This window comes from Chitinophaga sp. NPDC101104 (genome assembly GCF_050277495.1).
Classification (GTDB): domain Bacteria; phylum Bacteroidota; class Bacteroidia; order Chitinophagales; family Chitinophagaceae; genus Chitinophaga.
The window spans coordinates 2590953-2608783 of record NZ_JBNNSF010000001.1 but is presented as its reverse complement, the minus strand read 5'-3'; the positions used below and the strand labels follow the sequence as shown (position 1 = coordinate 2608783).

The window sequence follows — 17831 nt, the reverse complement described above, 5'->3', positions numbered from 1 at the left end:
GTCTGCCGGACCGTATTTTATTCATCACCCAAATTCCACTTATGCGAAAACGTTACCACTGGCTTATTTGCCTGCTATTATGCTGTACCGTTGCTTCGGCCATCGATCGCAACGTGTCTGACATGACCGCGCTCAACGCCGCCATTTCGGCCGCGCAGCCCGGCGACCGCGTCATTTTACAAAACGGCACCTGGAACAATGCCGCCATCACTTTCAGTTCCTCCGGCACATCCACCGCCGCAATCGAAATGCGCGCCCAAACACCCGGCGGCGTTACGTTCACGGGCAACTCCACCCTCAACGTCACCGGCACTTACCTGGTGGTACGCGGGTTCAAATGGACCAACGGCACCGTCACCGGCAACGTGGTGACCATCCGCGGCAGCTACAACCGCATCACGCAGTGCGCCATCATTAACTTCAATTCCGGATCGAAATGGATGGTGCTCGACGGGTTTCGCGCCCGCCTCGACCATTGCCATTTCGAAGGCAAAAACACCGTTGACCCTACCCTCCAGATCGAAGTGCGGGACAAAACCGCCGACTTCCATGTGGTGGAATACAACCACTTTTCCCGCCGCCCGCCGCTGGGCGTAAATGGCGGAGAAACCGTACGGGTAGGCTATTCCGGGCAAATGGACAACATCTCCCGGACGCTCTTCCAATACAACCTCTTCCGCGAATGCGACGGCGAAAACGAGATCATTTCCAACAAAAGCGCGGAAAACCTCTATCGCTACAATACCTTCCGCCGCTCGGAAGGCCAGTTCTGCTTCCGCCATGGCGACCGTAACGTCCTTTACGCCAACTGGTTCCTCGGCGAAGGAAAAGCGAAAACCGGCGGCGTGCGCGTCATCGGTTCGCAGAACTATATCATCAACAACTTCTTCTATGGCCTGGACGCAGCCAATTCCACCGGCGATGCGGTGATCACCCTCCAGAAAGGACAGGATTACCCGGCCGGGGAAGTCCGCTACAACCCGCAGATCAACGGCTGCGTGATCGCCTACAACACCATCGGCGAATTCAACAGCGGCCGCGCCATCGATCTGAACAACGGCTCCCGGCCGCTATCGCCCACCGGCGTGAAAGTCGCCAATAACGTGGTCGTAGACGCCGATCAACCGCTCGTAGCCAACACCCTCACCGGTTCCGAAACCTGGCAGGGGAACATTTTTTCCGGCACCCTCGGCATCACGAATCCCGGCGGCATCACCATCGCCAACCCGCAACTGGAATCGGCGGGCAGCTGGCGCATCGGCGCGTCCAGCCCGGCCATAGACGCAGGCGTCGGCGGATGGGGCGGCGTGCTCGATATTTCCGGATTGCCGGTAGATATCAATGTATCGTTCGACATCGACGGACAGGCCCGCACTTCCTCCAAAGATGCAGGGGCCGACGAGCGTGTGTCCGGAACGGTCACCAATCGTCCGCTCGACTCGATGGACGTTGGGCCGGCCTGGATGGGCGGTCCTCCCGACCCGGACGCTCCTCCCGCGCTCGCCAATCTCGCCCTCAACAAATCCGTGACGGCCAGCAGTCAGCCCCAGCCCGAAAACCCCGCAACCTCGGCGGTAGACGGCGACGTGAACACCCGCTGGTCGGCCAGCGTGTACCCACAGTGGCTGGAAGTGGACCTCGGCGCGGTGTACGATATTTCGAAAACCGAAGTGGTCTGCTTCAGCGACCGCGCCTATCAATTCACGATCCAGGCCAAAACCACGGCTGGCGGAAGTTTCACGCAAATCGTGAACCGTTCCGCCAACACCACGCCAGGTACGGTGGCTTCGCCGATTACGGACAATTTCAGTCCGGTAGCGGCGCGGTACGTGCGCATCAACGTAACGGGTGCGGCGGATTATACCGGCACCTGGGCGAGCATTTCGGAGCTGCGGGTGTTCGGGCAGAGCGGTGGCGGCGGGGCTTTGATGCAGGCGAAACTGGACGGCGGAAAGGCGGAACTGTCGAAGGACGTGAAGCTGGAAGTGTACCCCAACCCCGTATCCGGCGGGGCATCCACGATAAAATATGCGCTCCCGGAAGCGGGAAACGTGCAGATTTCCGTATATAACATGAACGGACAAACGCAAACATTGCTCAACGCGCGCCAGGAAGCCGGCGAGCACACGCTGCGCTGGCCGCAGTCGCCGCAGCCTTCGGGCGTGTACATCCTGCGGCTGCAATCCGGGCGCATGGACAGGCAGGTACGCCTGGTGGTGGCGCGATAAAAACTGAAGGTTACAACGAAAGTCAACGGGGCGCGGTTGATAATGCCGGCCCCGTTTTTTAACTTGACACAAATTCCACCCATCTTATGACCCTTTCCCAAAGAATCGCGTCGATAGACATTACCCGTGCCCTGACGATGACGCTCATGATCTTCGTCAACGACCTCTGGACATTGCACGACATTCCCCTGTGGCTGGAGCACACCAAACCGCGGGAAGACGGTATGGGCCTGGCAGATACCGTGTTCCCCGCCTTCCTGTTCATTGTGGGCATGAGCATTCCCTACGCCGTGGCCAACCGTATCAAAAAGGGCGACGGCACCTGGGCGCTCGTCCGCCATGCGCTGGAGCGCGGGATCGGTTTGCTCGTGATGGGGCTGGTATTGGTGAACGGGGAATACCTGAACGAGGGGGCAACCGGCCTGTCGCGCGGGGCCTGGAACGCGATCGCCTGCACATCGTTCATCCTTATCTGGAACCAATATCCGGCTGGCTGGCCGAACGTCCGCAAATACGTGCTCAAAGCGATCGGCATCGCCGGATTGCTGTTACTGGTGAGCGTTTGCCGCGGCGGCGAACATGCGCAGGGATTTTCGACGTACTGGTGGGGGATTTTGGGATTGATTGGCTGGGCTTACCTCGTGGGGGCGCTTACTTTCATCCTCGGCAAAGGCAAAATCGGTGTGGTACTGGGCGTTTGGCTCGTATGTATGGCTTTCAACATGGCGGCGCATGGCGGTCTCATCGCGGAAGATCATCCGCTCCGGCGGTTCCTGGCCCCGGTGGGCGACGGCGGACTGGCGGCCCTGGTGCTCGGGGGAACGGTGGCATCCATTCTTTTCCGGGATTTCGTGGCGAAAGGGCGCCGAATTCCCGTTATCGGATGGTTAACGGGCATTGCAGCGGGGCTCCTGGTGGCGGGGCTCGCTACACGGCCGATATGGGGCATTTCGAAGGTGATGGTGACGCCCAGTTGGGTGTATATCTGCAGTGCGATTACCCTGCTTGTGTTCACGCTGGTGTACTGGATCGCGGATTTGAAGGGGAAAGGCGATGTTTTCAGGATCATTCGACCTGCGGGGACGGACACGTTGCTCTGTTACCTGATGCCTTATTATGCTTATGCCTTGATGGGCGCACTGTCGGTTCCGATGATGTTCCCCTGGGGCGGGGTACCCGGGCTGTTGAAATCGCTCACCTTCGCGCTGATCATCGTTCAGCTGACGGGATGGATCAGCAAACGGGGAATCCGGCTGAAACTGTAAATTTGTAGCATGACTACTATCGAGAATGAGATCCTGCGCGTGCAGATCAGCCCGAAAGGCGCGGAACTGCAGGCTATCCAACGGAAAGACAATCACCTGGAATACCTCTGGAGCGGCGATGCCGCTTTCTGGGGAAAGAAAAGCCCGGTACTGTTCCCCATCGTGGGCGGACTGAAAAACAACCGGTACCGTTTCGACGGAAAAACCTACGAGCTGGGGCGCCATGGCTTCGCGCGGGACAAAACCTTTGAACTGACGGAGCAGACGCCGCATTCGGCGACGTTCGTGTTGACGGACGATGCAGACTCCCTGGCCCGGTACCCCTTCCCTTTCTCACTGAGCATCCGGTATACGGTGAACGATGCCACGCTGACCGTCCGCTACACCGTGCAGAATACCGGCGACCAGCCCATGTATTTTTCGATCGGGGCGCATCCTGCTTTCAGGGTCCCGCTGGCGGAGGGGACGCATTACGACGACTATACGCTCCACTTCAATGCGCCGGAGAACGCAGCCCTGTGGCCGCTTTCGCCCGAAGGGCAAATCCTCGACGAACCGGTCGCGTACTTCGACAATGCGCAGGAACTGCCGCTTACCAAAGAGCTGTTTTTGAAAGATGCGCTGGTCTTCAAACACCTCGCGTCCAACGCCATTTCCCTCCGCAGCGATAAAACGCCGCATGGGCTCGAACTGCGTTACCCGGGTTTCCCGTACATGGGGATCTGGGCCGCTCCCAATGCCGATTTCGTGTGCATAGAGCCCTGGTGCGGGATCGCCGACCACGTAAGCGCCAGCGGAGACATCACGGAAAAGGAAGGTATCATCGAATTGGCGCCCGAAGCGATCTTCCAGCGGGAATGGTCGGCCGTTTTTTTCTAATTCCCCATGTTACATTTCAACCGCCCTTCCGGCTGATTTCAGCCGGGACTACCCCCTATTTGCCTGCAAACCAATTCGTTTGTGCGTTGGTGTCATAACATGTATTAACATTTTAACCAGATCGAATTCCCTTAATTGCGTCCGTTAATGCATTGTTAATCTAATACACCTACCCCCAATGTCTATTTTCGATTACCCCAGGATCAATTTCAAGGGCCTGATTTCCATCAATGTAGGCACTGCGAATAATGACGATTACTCCGGCGAGCAGTTCGCCTCCGGCCCTTATGCCGGGCAACCCGTCCGCCTTGCCGACTCCGCCAGCGTTCAACCCATGACTTACGGCATGACCGACGATGCCTGGGTGAACTGGGCCATCACGCCGCTCGGCGTCTACAATCCCCCACCTGCCAATCCCTGCGCCACAACAGCCAGGCGGTTCGAAGGCGAAAGGCCCGCCCCTGCCGCGGAATTCACCGTCAACGACACCATTTTCCCGGGAGAATGGAACTATTACGGCGATATGGGACTGGATATGATCGGCGTGAACGTGACCGGCATCAACGACCCGAACAACATTATGTCGCCCGCCCTGAAAAGCCAGATCTCCGTTGCCCAGCTGTCGTTCCTCAACCGCTCCGGCCCCAACGGGAGAAGCACCGGCATGGTGATCGACATCAACCCGGAAGACCCTACCAACACCCAGCTTTACACCGATTTCCTCAGTCTCATTGCCGGTGATACGGCGTTGTTCATGGGAAAACCTTCCAAAGCGATGACGCGCTGGATCAACTTTTTCAAGAACGGCGCGCTGACGGGCCCCAACGGCGCGGCGGCCATGTTCCAATGCGTGATCCCCCTCAGCGAGCTCACCGGCCAGCCGATCCTCCAGGGCATGCCGTCCAACTCCCCCACCGCGGCCAAAAAACCGCTGGCAGGCATCGTCTGCCGGTTTACGGTGTACCGGCCGCTACAGAAAATCAACGTCTTCAAATACAAAGGCCAGGCCTACATCGACCAGATGAACGCCCTGTATGCCGTACAGGGCACCAATTCCGATTTCCTGGAGATCCAGGGAACGGTTGCACCCTGGTTCGAAGGCGACGCCACCTCCCAGACCACGGGCCGCTACCTCGAGCCGCAAACCTTCCCCTGGCCGATCGGCTGGAAAGGCAATACCATGGGCGCTCCCAAAATGCAGATGCCACCGGCTATACTGTATTACCGTACAGACGACAGCATCTACAAAATCTCCCCGCAGATTTCCCTCGATCTTTCTCCCGTGCTGCCCGATCTGTACATGGGCAATTACGATCCGATGGTCACCGGGAACAACCCCAAATTCGATCTGGGCGCTATTTCGCTTATGATCGGCGATCCTGCCAATCCGCAGTCGCCCAACAACTTTACCCTTGGCCAGATCAATTATATGGACGTAAAGGCCAACGACGCCAACGGCTGGATTTTCGACTTCGGCTGGAACGCTTTCATCAATGCCCGCGTGCGGGAAGGCCAGCCATTCTTCCTGTATTGCACGGGGCCGATGGGCATCAGCCAGGTGATCCACGTGGAAAAGCCGCTGTTCCTGTTTTCCGAAACCTCCGGTGTGTATGCGGAACAGAATACGGCCAATCCCAACGCCACCACCACGCAGTTCCGCGACTATGGCCCGGGAACGGTGCCGATTTCGTTTATCGGGTATAAAAACGGGGAAAAGCTCACGAACAATGGCGGATACAATTACCAGCTCTGGTATTACGACACCACGCCCAACCAGGCGCCGGGCAACGCCGTCAAACTGCAGGACAATTACAACCTCGGCGATCCCATTGCGCTGCCGGTGAGCAAAAAGGGGAACGTCCTCATCACCTGCACCACGAGCGATAACCCGCCGCCATCCTGCTACGCGGAGTTCAATCCCCTGACCGGTTCCATCATCAACGTACGGGTGTTGCCGAACGACGAAGATTATTCGCAATACTACAAAGACCCCGGTTCGCCGCAACCCACCGGCAACGACAAGCTCACCTGGGACGTGGTGTACAGCAAAGTGCTCCGGAACTATTACCTCCTCTATCCGGCCATGAGCCAGGTGGTGAAGCTCAACGATCCCAACATCTGGAAAGACCCCGTGATGGCACGCGCACTCATGGACAGGATCAGCCTTGCGCAATGGGCGAATTCCGTGGCCATGCCCCGTACCCGTGACCTGTCCGATTCCCGCCGCAAATTGCTCACCGCCTGGTGCCTCAAAATCATCAACCCCTAAAAAACACACATCCATGAAACACCTCCTTTTCGGCCTGTTGCTATGCGGATGCTTGTCCGCCGCCGCGCAGGCGCCTTACACCATCACGCTGAACAAAGCCGCGAACCAGCCGGCGCCGGCGCTCCAATCATATTGTATCGCCACATCAGGCAGCTATTGGCTGCTCATAGGCGGCCGCACCAACGGGTTCCACGGCACCGCGGGCTCCGGGTCCACCTTTCCCGCTTCCGCATCCAACACATCGATCTGGGTGATAGACGTTGCCTCCAATAAATCGTGGAAAGCCGCTATCCCGGCGAATCTGCAATATCAGCTCAGTTCCACCAACATCGCCTTTTTCCAGGACGGGAATACGCTGTACCTGATCGGCGGATATGGTGCCGGATGCGCGAACGACGATTGTTACCAGACTTTCCCGCAATTGACCGCCATCGATGTGCAGCGGACCATCACCGCCGTCCAGAACGGTTATGCGCTCAACAATTACATCAAAACCACGACAGACAGCCGCATGGCCGTTACCGGCGGATATCTCGTGAAGCTGAACGACTGGTTCCACCTCGTGATGGGGCAGAATTATACCGGGAAATATTCCGGCGGGGTGACGGGGAAATATACCGAGCAGATCGCGCGGTTCAAGATCGACAACAGCGGTTCAACCCCGGCGATCACTAATTATAGCGTGGTCACGACCAACGAACAGTACAATGGCGCCAACCAGTTCCACCGCCGCGACTATCCCTCCGTGAAGATGGTGATGCCCGCCAACCGAAACGTGGGCGTGGCGGTGTTCGGCGGCGTGTTCAACAACCAGGGCGGGCCGTTCATCAACCCCGTGTATTTCGAGGATATGGGTTTTAATACCCTCGCACAGATCGATACGAATTTCAGGCAACGGTTCTGCATGTACGATTGCGCCGCTGTATCCGCGTATAATACTTCCACCGGTGAAGCTTACGTGTCGTTCATCGGCGGTATTACGGACTGGTATATCGACGACAGCGGGAACGAAGTACCGGGCAACGCGTCGAATTTCATGCCCTGGTTCAACCGTGTATCTACGATCGTACGGTCTATGAACGGCACGCAGGAATATCCACAGAAAAATGTTACCCTCCCCGGCTACATCGGGGCCAATGCGGCTTTCATCCTGAACCCGGCTATTTCGCTGATCGACAAATCGGGAGAAGTGATCGATTACGCGAAATTACCGGCCGGTAATAATCTGATCGGATGGATGTATGGCGGGATCGAAGCCACCGCCCCGCAAAGCAACGGCTTCAACCCGACCAGCGCCAGTAGCACGATTTACGAGGTATGGTTGCAGAAAAACTGATCCGGAAGGGTTGGTTTTTCGAAAAAGAAAGCCGCGCTTTTTGCGCGGCTTTGCTATTTAACACTTGAGCGTTTTCTTTTTCTTCGCCCCGCCCGGCCTCCCGCGCGATGCTGCGATGTACCCTTCGGCTTCGGGCACTTTGCAGGCCGTGTTCCCCATGTTCACCGTTACCGTCCCGATGTTACGGGCCGCGGCCACTGCGGCGGCGTGCGCGGGATCCACGTACGTTCCCGCGCCGATGACGAACCCGTTCATCACGTAGCGCACACGGTTGGGCGCACCATGTATTTCTTTTTCTACACGTTTGAGCAGGGCCAGCACTTTGTGCACGTCGATCTGCTCGTCGGGGAGCAGGGAAAGCAGTCCGCCGAGCGTCGCCCATCCGCTGACGGCGATTTCCGGGGCAGGATCGTCGATCCACGACAGCGCGATGTCCCAGGCATCCGGATGTTCGGCCGTGACCCAGGGCACCGTGTATTCGCTGATAACGCCGGCATTGGGCGTTTCGGCCCAGTGGCGGAGCTGCGCGGGCGTCATGAGGGCGCCGTTGGCAGCGAGGCCGGCCAGGTATTGCGCGTCGTAATGCCCGGTATCGTAGAGCGCCAGGGCGAGGGCCTGGTCTTTGCGGATCTGTTTGAGGATCACCTTCAGGTCGGAGACTTTCACGCCGGAAATGGGTTCCCGGCCGCCGTGGTTCATGAGCGTTTTCTTCGTCTGGGCCGTTCCTGCGGCGGCGATGGCCGCCATGGTTTCTGCGAGTGTCATGGTCAGGGTTTATTCTTCGATCAATATACCCATTTTCCCCATCTGGTAATCGCGCATCGCCTGGAGCACTTCCGTTTCGGTGTTCATGACGAACGGCCCGTTGGCCGCGATCTTCTCCCCGATCGGTTCGCCGGAAGCGATGAACAGGCGCGTATCTTCTTCCGCCGTGATCCCGATCCCCTTCCCGTCTTGCCGGAAAACGAGGCAATGGTAACCGGTGTAGACGCTGGCGCCGGTGATCTTCACTTCACCGTCCAGCAAATACACGAATGCGTTGTGCGTTTCCGGCAATGGAATGTAATAATGGCCGCCCTTACGGAAATGCGCGGTAAAGGTATTGACGGGCGTCAGCGTGGGCACCGGGCCTTTCACGCCCATCAGTTCGCCCGCCACCACGGAAATGGTCACGAGCCCGTCGTCGCTGGTAACCGTTGGCGTATCCACGCCATGCAAAGGGAAATACGAAGGCTGGTCCATCTTCCGGCCGGAAGGCGAGTTCACCCAGATCTGTATCATTTCCTGTTCGCCGCCGGTATCGTGGATATCGTCGGGCGGGCGCTCGGAGTGCACGATCCCCATGCCTGCATGCATCCATTGGGTGCCGCCTGCGCGAACGATCGAGTTGTTGCCCCGGCTGTCGCGATGATGGACGCCGCCTTTGAAAATAAACGTGACCGGCGAAAATCCCCGGTGCGGGTGCGGCCCCACGCCTGCCTGGCGCGGCGGAAGGTAGTCGGGCACCCGTACGTCGATATGATGGAGAAGCAGGAAGGGATCGATCCGGTCGGCATGAACGGAAGGGAACGGCTGCCGTACGGGCATATCGCCCATGTCTTTCAGGTCTGCGTACAGCACATGCTGCACGCTGCGGTATTGCTGCATACGTTTCGTCTGGCTAATCTTTCGGTTTGTCTGCGTTCATGTAAAAACTAAGCGCGCCGGAAGGGCAAAGCTTTACCTGGGAAATGATCGCATCGGTCGTAGCGCCGTCCATCTTGATCCAGGGCCTTTCCTTCGGCTGGAATACCGCGGGCAGTCCGCGTGCGCAGATGCCCGTGTGGCGGCAAATGCGCGGTTGCCATACAACCGTTACTTCGCCATTGGTATATTCATTTTTCATTTCCATGCGGGGAAAATTTAGGATTCGCGCAATTGCTGCTTGAAGTGTTTGAATTCTTCGCGCAGTTCGATGAACAGGCGGTTGAAGGTTTCCACATCGTCTTGCAGCTTGTTGTGCAGCATGTGCAGCTGCGCATCGTCGCCCTGGGCTTCGGACATCATTTTATCTCCCTGGATCACTTGCTGGAGGAGCTCGTTCACGACTTCCTTCTGGCGGATGAGGGCGTTCTGGAAATGTTCCACTTTGGCGGCGGCGTCGTGGTCGAAGCGGCCGTTGGCGAGCTCAACGAGCTCGTCGCGCAGGGATTTGATTTCCTTTTCGTTCAGCAGCAGATCTTTTTTCCATTCCTGGTGTTGGTGATGGAGCTTGTCAAAATTGGTCAAGGGCATATTTCAAAGATTAATTGAGTGTTCAGACGTTGATCCCGTGTGCCAGGAGTTTTTTCCATTCCGGGTGTTTGCGGATGTAAGTGGCTACGTATGGGCATAGGGGCACGATTTTCTGGCCCCGCTCGTCGATGATGGATAAAACGCGCTCTACCAGCAGTGCGGCAACTCCCTGGCCTTCGAGCTGCGGCGCTACTTCGGTGTGGGTCAGGAAGATACGGTTGCCGCCTTCCATGTACTCGATCTTGGCGAGGTGCCCGTTTACCCGCGTCTCGAATTGTTTCGCGTTTTCATTGTCCCTGATCTCGAGGAGCTTTCCTTCCATAATGTAGCTTTTGGGTTCTAATCGTAAATTATCCGGATATGGTTATTCAACAACGGAGGATGGCCAAAACCATGCCATCTAAATACAACACAAAGGTAGGCAATTGGTTGGCTCGGCAATTGAATTAGGGGAAACATGAATATGTGATATCGTTATTTCCGTTGTACGGACGATGGAGTACATTTGCGGCATGCAAAAGAGTTTAAGCGAGCGCGACCAGGCCGTGATCTGGCATCCCTACACCCAGATGCAGACGGCCCCCGCACCGATAGGCATTGTAAAGGGCGAAGGCGCCCTGTTGACCGACGAGCACGGCAAAACCTATATAGACGCCACCTCCAGCTGGTGGGTCAACATCCACGGCCACGCCCATCCGCATATCACGAAGCGGCTGGCCGAACAGGCCGCGGTACTGCATCACGCCATTTTCGCGGGGTATACCCACGAGCCGGCCGTTTCGCTGGCAGAGCAGCTCCTGCCGGTATTGCCGGGCGCCCAGGCGCGGGTGTTCTATTCCGATAACGGCTCCACCGCCGTGGAAGTAGCGCTGAAAATGACGATCCAGTACTGGCAGAACAAAGGCACCCCCCGCCGCAAACTCCTCGCCTTCCACGACGCCTATCACGGCGATACGTTCGGCGCGATGAGCGTGTCGGCACGCAGCGTGTTTACCCGGGCGTTCGATGATTACCTTTTCGAAGTCACCTTCCTCGACCTGCCCACCGCCGAAAACCTGCCGGCATTGCTCTCGCAGATCGACGATATCGCCGCAGACACCGGCGCATTCATCTTCGAACCGCTGGTATTGGGTTCCGGCGGCATGATCATGTACGATATCCAGGCATTCGATACTTTGCTGGCGCATTGCCGCAGCAAGGGCATCCTGCTGATCGCCGATGAAGTGATGACGGGCTTCGGCCGGACGGGCACCAACTTCGCCATGGAGCAGCTCGGCACACCGCCGGATATGATCACCTTGTCGAAGGGTTTGACCGGCGGCACGATGGCCATGGGCGTTACCACCTGTACCGAAGCGATCTACGAAGCGTTCCTCAGCAACGACAAGCTCAAAACCCTCTTCCATGGCCACTCCTACACCGCCAACCCGTTCACCTGCGCGGCGGCGCTGGCCAGCCTGGAATTGTTCCTCGACCCCGCCTGCGCGCAAAACCGCCGCCGGATCGCGGCGCGGCACCAGGCGTTCGGGGAAACCCTCCGCCAGCATCCACGCGTGAAAAACGTGCGGCAAACCGGCACCATCCTCGCCTTCGAAGTGAATACCGGCGAGGCAGACAGCTACGTCAACAACCTGGCGGATTTCCTGCACCGCTTCTTCCGCGAAAAACGCGTCATGCTCCGCCCGCTCGGCAACACGCTGTACATCCTTCCCCCGTACGTCATTACCGACGAACAACTGACCACCGTTTACGATTGTATTCTAGATATGCTGGAGGAATACGGCAAACGGTAAACCTCCATCCATAAAAAAATCCGCTCCCTTTCCGGGGCGGATTTTTTCTTTTCTGCAAGAAAAAACCCTCCCGTTTTGCGGGAGGGCGTAAAAATGCGTTAGCTGTGTTGACGGTGCGGTAATTATTTTACCGGAACAGTAATCTTGGTATCGTCCCACTCCATCTGCAGATTGCCTTTCGGGAAGGAATACGTCAGTTTTTCAACGGTGGAAGCCGTTTTCTGACGGGGAACTTTGACTTCGGCTACATTCTTGCTTTTGTTGGCTTCGTACTGGGAGGAGCCCATCTGCTTGGTCTGCGAGTTCAGGATTACCGTGAATTCCTTTGCAGTGGGGATGATGAACAGGGCATAAGAACCTGCTTTCACTTTCTGGCCGCCGAACGTTACATCTTTCTTGAAAGTAATATCGGTTGACATATTGGCCCCTGCGCGCCATACTTTATCGTACGGGACCAGCTCGCCGAAGATCACGCGGCCTCTTTTGGAGGGCTGGCTGTAGGAAATTTCGACATTGTCGCCAGACGCTGATACCAGCGGGCTTTTCGGCGGATCTTGCGCTAATACTGCTGTTGCGGAGAAAAGAAGGGCGAGGCCCATTAACATGCTTTTCATAAAAATAGGATTTGAATGAACACGGAAATTACGCCGGAAAACGGAAGATTTCCAAACCGTTCAACATAAAAAAATCAAGGAGCTTCGGCGAGGCTTTTGAGGTGGTTCAGCCCGTCTTCCATCGTAGAACCGAACATCCTGTCCATCATGAACCCGCGGAGCTTCCACCAGGGCGCCATGCCCACATGCGCTTCGAACCGCCAGAGGATGGCCGTGCCCTGCCCGTCGGCCGTAGGTTTGAGGTCGAAATGCGCGGTAATATGCTTCATATCCGGATGTATCATGATGTAGGTCACGCTTTTGCCGGGTACCACTTCAGTGATCCGGACGCGGCCGGGCTCGTTGCTCCCGGGCACCGCCCAGGTGTAAGACGCGCCTTCTCCGGCCGTTACCGGGCCGTAATTCACGGAAACGCCGGGTTTCAGACTGAACTCCGGGTGCCAGGGGTTCCAGTTTTTCCAGGTTTTCAGGTCGGTCAGATACGTGTACACCTTGTCTGCCGGCGCTTCGATGGCGCCGGAGCGTTCCAGCAGCGCGGTAGACGGGAACGCCAGCGACAGCAGGAAGATCAGCGCGCCGAGAATGGCCACGGAGATCAGGAAGAATTTAAATAATCTCATTTCAGGTTTGATTACGGTTGTTAGATTTTATTCCCAACGGAACACTTTCACGGCCACGCCGTACACCACCACGCCCCAGATGGTGAGCACCAGCAATTGCGGGCCCAGGTCCCACAGGTGCATCCCTTCAAAAGCGATCTTCCGCAAGGCATCGTTCAGGTAAGTCAGCGGCATGATCTTGCAGATGGGCTGCAGCCAGGCGGGGAACACATCCACCGAAAAGAACGTGCCGGCCAGCAGGAACTGCGGCAATGTCACGATGTTGGCCATCGGCGGGATGGTACTTTCCGATTTGGCGATGCCGCTCACCACGAAACCGAAGCCCATGAACACGATGAGCCCGAACAGGCAAAGGACGAGCATTTCGAGGAAAGTCACGAACCCGTTCACCAGCGTAAACCCGAACGCGAAATACCCCAGCCCGATGATCACGATGGAGCCGAAAGACTGGAACAGCAGCCGGCTGATGGCTTCGCCGAGAATGATGTACATGCGGTGGATGGGCGTGGCGAAAAAACGCTTCAGCACCAGCGTTTGCCGCAAGCTGAAAAAGAGGAACGCCGTCCCGAAAACGGCGGCGCTCAGCAGCGAAAAGCCCAGCTGGCCGGGCAGGATGAAGTCGATCGGCTTGTATTGACGGCCAGGCACCGTTTCGGGAATGATCTCCGCTACGGACGGGCGCGGGTACACAACGTCGTTGGCCGCGTTGATGCCCATCTGGAGCACGTTGATGAGTTGCGCTTTGTTGTCCGGACTGGTGGCGGTGGATGTTTTGACATGCAGCTTCAGCTGCGGCGCCGCACTATCCGCCCCCGCCCCTTTCTCGATGCGGAGAATGGCCGTGAGACGGCCTTTGCGGAGGTCGTCTTCCATATCCGCCTGCGGCTCGTCTGTCACCAGTTTAAGGTTAGGCGCGGCGGCGAGGCGTTGGTACATCTGACTGGTAGTGTCTGACCGTTTATCGATCCCCACTTTTACCGAGCCCGACCTTCCGCCGATGAAACCGAACACCAAAATGAAGACCAGCGGGAATGCGAGACTGAAAACCACTGCCGAAGGGCTACGGAACATAGCCCGGATGCTCGCCTTCGTAATTGCCCACATTGCCTTCCGCTGATTGTATGCTGACGCCATGCTATTAATCTTTAACAAGGGGCAAAACTAGCAAACAACGGTCAATTATCCCCTGAAATCTGAAGGGCCGCTCCAGGAGCCGTTTGCTGGGCTTTAACCCACCAATAACGCCCGGTTAACAATTTTTGAAAGCGCCGGGCGGCGGTCTTTTCTTAAGTTGCAGGCCAGGACGAGAGTCATAAACCGCGTTTTTGATCAACCAATCATGCCGAAAAGGCGCCCTAAAATCCAACCTGTATGGCAGAGAAAAAAGTGCAGGCAGCCGCTGCTGCCGCCCCTTCACCAGCCGTAGAACAGATGTGCCGCTGTTACGACGACATCCTGCAACGTCTCCAGGATTTCGACCCCTTCAGCGGATCTCAGATCATCTGCAATGTGATCAATGAGCACATCAAAAGACTGAGCAACGTTATCCGCCACCACAACGAGATCGCGGAAGCCGCCGAAAAATCCATGGAAGCCCTGGCCGACGGGCTCCGCCGCCTCCGCATGCAAGCCCAGAAAATCGTTGATGAAAATCACAACAACGTGATCCGCCTCACCCCCGAAGAACGCGACCCCGTGTACACCGAAGAGGGCTGACCGCGCTTCCCGAAAGGAAATAACCGCCAACTGATGCCGGCGATATATGGCTGCAATCTGATAAGCCGGCAGTTTCCGGTCCGGCCATGAAAGCATCGCTTTTCGCACCGGGGACGGGGCCTCCATACCGGGCGCATTCCGCCTATGCGTGTGGCTTCCCCGCCCCGGGGACCGGCCTTGGGGAACCCTATTTCCTTACCGGCTCCAGGCGGACATAATGATAAATCAGATCATTGTCTTTCGTCAACACGCCGAATTTACCCACCAATACATTGGCGTCGAGCCACTTGATGGATTCCGGGCCCCATTTCTCAGGACTGAAATCGTACTGCTTTTCCAGTCCCTTGCCGTTCATCGTATAATATTCCAGTCCGTTAAAGGTAAACGCCGCCATGAGGTCGAGGTTGGAAGCGATCAGTTGCTTGCCGTCGGGCGATACCTGCGGCAGGCCGATAATGGGCGTTGCCTCGCCGGATTTTTCATCCACCAGCAATACATCGTACGTTTCATATCCATACCTGAAAATCACGAAACACCCGATCGCCGGCAGGTAACCATTATAGATATGCACTTCATGGTCTTCCCCGTCGCTCTCCGCATTGTCGCGGAAATCCTTTTCTGATCCGTTTTTCAGTTTGATATACAACTTATTCCCTTCGCGGCGGACGAGGTCTTTTTGCGGTGCGATGTTTTTCGCTTCGCTCGTGTCGGGCCTGAACTCCGGCGCGCTTTCGAACAACTCTTCGGTAGAAGGCACCACGCGGTATAACTGATTGCCGATCGTCAACGTGTCGGGCAAACCGAACTCAGACGCCAATGCCGTGTCGCGGACAAGCGCAGGGCTATCGGGCCTGGAACTGTCGGCCGGGGAAGCGGTCTGCGTGGAGTCTTGCGAACTTTGCGTGGCGCCCGACTGGCAAGCCGCGAGCCCGCAAACGATCATGGCGGGCAATATGGATTTCAAACGGTACATAAGGGTCGTTTTTTAAGCGAAATGCCGTTCCTTTTCGGGAACGGCATCGCAATATCAGTATTTTTCCGGGATCAGGTCAATCGATCACCATTTCGTACGGCAGGCGGGCCTGCGCTTCGCCTTGCATGGCGCGTACCTTTTTGATCGTTTCGAAAATGCGGTAATCCTGGCCCAGTTCTTCTTTCATGAAGCTGGCTTTCATTTCCTGCCCGAAAAGTTTGACGAGTTTTTCCATAGTGTCTTTCGGACGGGGGTAAGTCACCAGTTCCACTTCCGGAATGTTGGCCATGCGCGCCGCGCAGTCGACCGCGTCCTGCACACCGCCCAAACGGTCTACCAGGCCCAGTTGCTTCGCCTGGCTGCCGGTCCACACGCGGCCCTGCGAAATGCTGTCAACCACTGCCGCGCTCAGTTTCCGGCCGTCTACCACGCGTTGTTTGAACGTGGCGTAGATGGAATCCACTCCCCGCTGGATGAGCATTTTTTCCTTGTCGGTGAGCGGGCGGGCGGTTGAGCCTGCATCAGCATATTCGCCGGTTTTCACGCCGTCGAACGTAATGCCGAGCTTGTTATTGAAAAACCCTTTCATGTTGGGCAATATCGTAAACACGCCGATGGAGCCGGTGAGGGTGTTATGTTCTGCGAAAATGCTGTCTGCCATGCAGGAAATGTAATATCCGCCGCTGGCTGCATAATCGCCCATGGAAACGATCACGGGCTTGGATTTGCGCGCCAGCGTCAGTTCGCGCCAGATGCTTTCGGACGCCAGTGCGCTGCCGCCGGGAGAATTAACGCGGAACACGATGGCGCGGATGCTTTTGTCTTGCCGTGCGTCACGGATCATTTTCACGTAATCGTCGCCGGCGATGGCGTCGTCGATATCGGTACCGGAGCGGATCTCGCCTTCGGCGTAAATGAGGGCGATGTTGCCGCTGTAGCCTTCGTACAAGCGATTGGCGACGGCATATTTATTCAGGCTGATGAAATTCACGGATTCGTCGCCGCCGATGGACAGGCTGCGCTTGATCTCGTCCATCACCTGATCGTCGTACCGCAACCCGTCGATCAGTTTGAGGCGCTGGGCGTCGGAGGGCTCCAGAATCTGCGCTTCGTTGGCGTAGCGGTGGAGCGTGGCGGTATCGATCTTCCGCGCTTCGGAAATGCGCACGAGGAAATCGCCGTAAAGTTCGTTGAGGAAGGAAGTGGTCTGCACGCGGTTGGCGTCAGACATTTTGTATTCGCGGAGGGGTTCCGTAGCGGATTTGAATTTTCCGTTATAGAAAATCTGCGGTTCGATGTCGAGTTTTTCGAGCAGGCCTTTGATATAAGTGGTGGTGAGGGAGAAGCCGGTGAAATCGACGGCGCCTTTCGGGTGCACATATATTTTGCCTGCGGCGGAAGCTACGTAGAAAGCGTTCTGGCTGAGGCCGTCCGCGTACGCATATACGAACTTGCCGCTTTTGCGGAACGCCACCAGGGCGCGGCGCAGTTCTTCGCTGGCGGCATATCCGTTACTGTTGCCATCGGCCTTGATGTAAATGCCTTTCACGTTACCGTCTGTTGCCGCTTCGCGGATGACGCGCACGGCATCGAAAAGCCCGGGTGCGTTGCCCGCGCCGCCGCCGAAGAGGTTACGGAAAGGATCGTCGGTCCGCAGTTCATGGAATTGCTGGCTGAGGTCTACCACTACAACGGCGTTGGGCCCTACCACTACTTTTTCGCGGGCGCCGGCGCCCAGGCGGGCGAGCAGCATCAGCATGAAAAAGAAGGAGATAATGGAGAAAACGATAAGGGCTACAAAGGATGCCAGGAAAAATTTGAGGAAACTGCGCATGAGTATCTGGTTATTGGACGGAAATCTATA

Annotated in this window: 17 protein-coding genes; 7 read left to right on the top strand and 10 right to left on the bottom strand. The window is 57.0% G+C overall.

Going from position 1 to position 17831, the window contains the following annotated elements; translation table 11 throughout:
* The first annotated feature begins 41 nt into the window (after positions 1-41).
* From ACQKLP_RS10375 to ACQKLP_RS10355, 5 genes are all read left to right on the top strand, one after another.
* Complete coding sequence (locus ACQKLP_RS10375) at positions 42-2228, top strand: chondroitinase-B domain-containing protein (protein WP_427322615.1); 2187 nt, start codon at positions 42-44, stop codon at positions 2226-2228.
* An 86-nt stretch (positions 2229-2314) separates the two neighbouring features.
* Entirely contained in the window at positions 2315-3493 is a 1179-nt protein-coding gene (locus ACQKLP_RS10370) for a heparan-alpha-glucosaminide N-acetyltransferase domain-containing protein (protein WP_427322613.1), read from the top strand.
* Between the two features lie 9 nt (positions 3494-3502).
* Positions 3503-4372, top strand: a complete 870-nt coding sequence (locus ACQKLP_RS10365; RefSeq protein WP_427322611.1) for an aldose 1-epimerase family protein — start codon at positions 3503-3505, stop codon at positions 4370-4372.
* Positions 4373-4550: 178 nt separating this feature from the next.
* Positions 4551-6641 (top strand): hypothetical protein, encoded by a 2091-nt coding sequence (locus ACQKLP_RS10360; protein WP_427322609.1) that lies wholly within the window; start codon positions 4551-4553, stop codon positions 6639-6641.
* Positions 6642-6654: 13 nt separating this feature from the next.
* A complete protein-coding gene (locus tag ACQKLP_RS10355) occupies positions 6655-7977 on the top strand; it encodes a hypothetical protein (RefSeq protein WP_427322607.1) in 1323 nt (440 codons plus the stop codon).
* Positions 7978-8034: 57 nt separating this feature from the next.
* On the opposite strand, the gene ACQKLP_RS10350 is transcribed toward ACQKLP_RS10355, so the two are convergent.
* From ACQKLP_RS10350 to ACQKLP_RS10330, 5 genes are read right to left on the bottom strand one after another with little or no spacing between them, the layout of a single operon-like run.
* Positions 8035-8742 (bottom strand): DNA alkylation repair protein, encoded by a 708-nt coding sequence (locus tag ACQKLP_RS10350; protein WP_427322605.1) that lies wholly within the window; start codon positions 8740-8742, stop codon positions 8035-8037.
* A 9-nt stretch (positions 8743-8751) separates the two neighbouring features.
* Positions 8752-9624, bottom strand: a complete 873-nt coding sequence (locus ACQKLP_RS10345) for a pirin family protein (protein WP_427322604.1) — start codon at positions 9622-9624, stop codon at positions 8752-8754.
* A 13-nt stretch (positions 9625-9637) separates the two neighbouring features.
* Positions 9638-9868 (bottom strand): (4Fe-4S)-binding protein, encoded by a 231-nt coding sequence (locus tag ACQKLP_RS10340; protein WP_427322602.1) that lies wholly within the window; start codon positions 9866-9868, stop codon positions 9638-9640.
* A gap of 11 nt (positions 9869-9879) precedes the next feature.
* Positions 9880-10251: a hypothetical protein gene (locus ACQKLP_RS10335; RefSeq protein WP_341838974.1), complete on the bottom strand. Its 372-nt coding sequence runs from the start codon at positions 10249-10251 to the stop codon at positions 9880-9882.
* A 22-nt stretch (positions 10252-10273) separates the two neighbouring features.
* On the bottom strand, positions 10274-10573 hold the full coding sequence (locus ACQKLP_RS10330; protein ID WP_126246502.1) for a GNAT family N-acetyltransferase: 300 nt from the start codon (positions 10571-10573) through the stop codon (positions 10274-10276).
* A gap of 190 nt (positions 10574-10763) precedes the next feature.
* Between ACQKLP_RS10330 and bioA the strand changes: the two genes are divergently transcribed.
* Positions 10764-12044 carry an adenosylmethionine--8-amino-7-oxononanoate transaminase gene (gene bioA / locus ACQKLP_RS10325; protein ID WP_427322599.1) on the top strand — a complete coding sequence of 427 codons (1281 nt, stop codon included), beginning with the start codon at positions 10764-10766 and terminating at the stop codon, positions 12042-12044.
* Between the two features lie 122 nt (positions 12045-12166).
* Here bioA and ACQKLP_RS10320 read toward each other — a convergent pair whose 3' ends face one another.
* From ACQKLP_RS10320 to ACQKLP_RS10310, 3 genes are all read right to left on the bottom strand, one after another.
* Complete coding sequence (locus ACQKLP_RS10320; protein ID WP_427322597.1) at positions 12167-12658, bottom strand: DUF2911 domain-containing protein; 492 nt, start codon at positions 12656-12658, stop codon at positions 12167-12169.
* 74 nt (positions 12659-12732) lie between these two features.
* A complete protein-coding gene (locus tag ACQKLP_RS10315; protein ID WP_341838971.1) occupies positions 12733-13278 on the bottom strand; it encodes an SRPBCC family protein in 546 nt (181 codons plus the stop codon).
* Positions 13279-13305: 27 nt separating this feature from the next.
* Complete coding sequence (locus tag ACQKLP_RS10310) at positions 13306-14382, bottom strand: ABC transporter permease (RefSeq protein ID WP_427322595.1); 1077 nt, start codon at positions 14380-14382, stop codon at positions 13306-13308.
* Between the two features lie 267 nt (positions 14383-14649).
* Between ACQKLP_RS10310 and ACQKLP_RS10305 the strand changes: the two genes are divergently transcribed.
* Positions 14650-14994 (top strand): hypothetical protein, encoded by a 345-nt coding sequence (locus tag ACQKLP_RS10305; RefSeq protein ID WP_423735751.1) that lies wholly within the window; start codon positions 14650-14652, stop codon positions 14992-14994.
* 187 nt (positions 14995-15181) lie between these two features.
* On the opposite strand, the gene ACQKLP_RS10300 is transcribed toward ACQKLP_RS10305, so the two are convergent.
* Together ACQKLP_RS10300 and sppA are read right to left on the bottom strand one after the other, a co-directional pair.
* The gene (locus tag ACQKLP_RS10300) at positions 15182-15967 is read right to left on the bottom strand and encodes a hypothetical protein (protein WP_427322593.1); all 786 of its coding nucleotides are present in this window, start codon (positions 15965-15967) and stop codon (positions 15182-15184) included.
* A 76-nt stretch (positions 15968-16043) separates the two neighbouring features.
* Positions 16044-17801 (bottom strand): signal peptide peptidase SppA, encoded by a 1758-nt coding sequence (gene sppA / locus ACQKLP_RS10295; RefSeq protein ID WP_427322591.1) that lies wholly within the window; start codon positions 17799-17801, stop codon positions 16044-16046.
* Between the last annotated feature and the right edge of the window lie 30 nt (positions 17802-17831).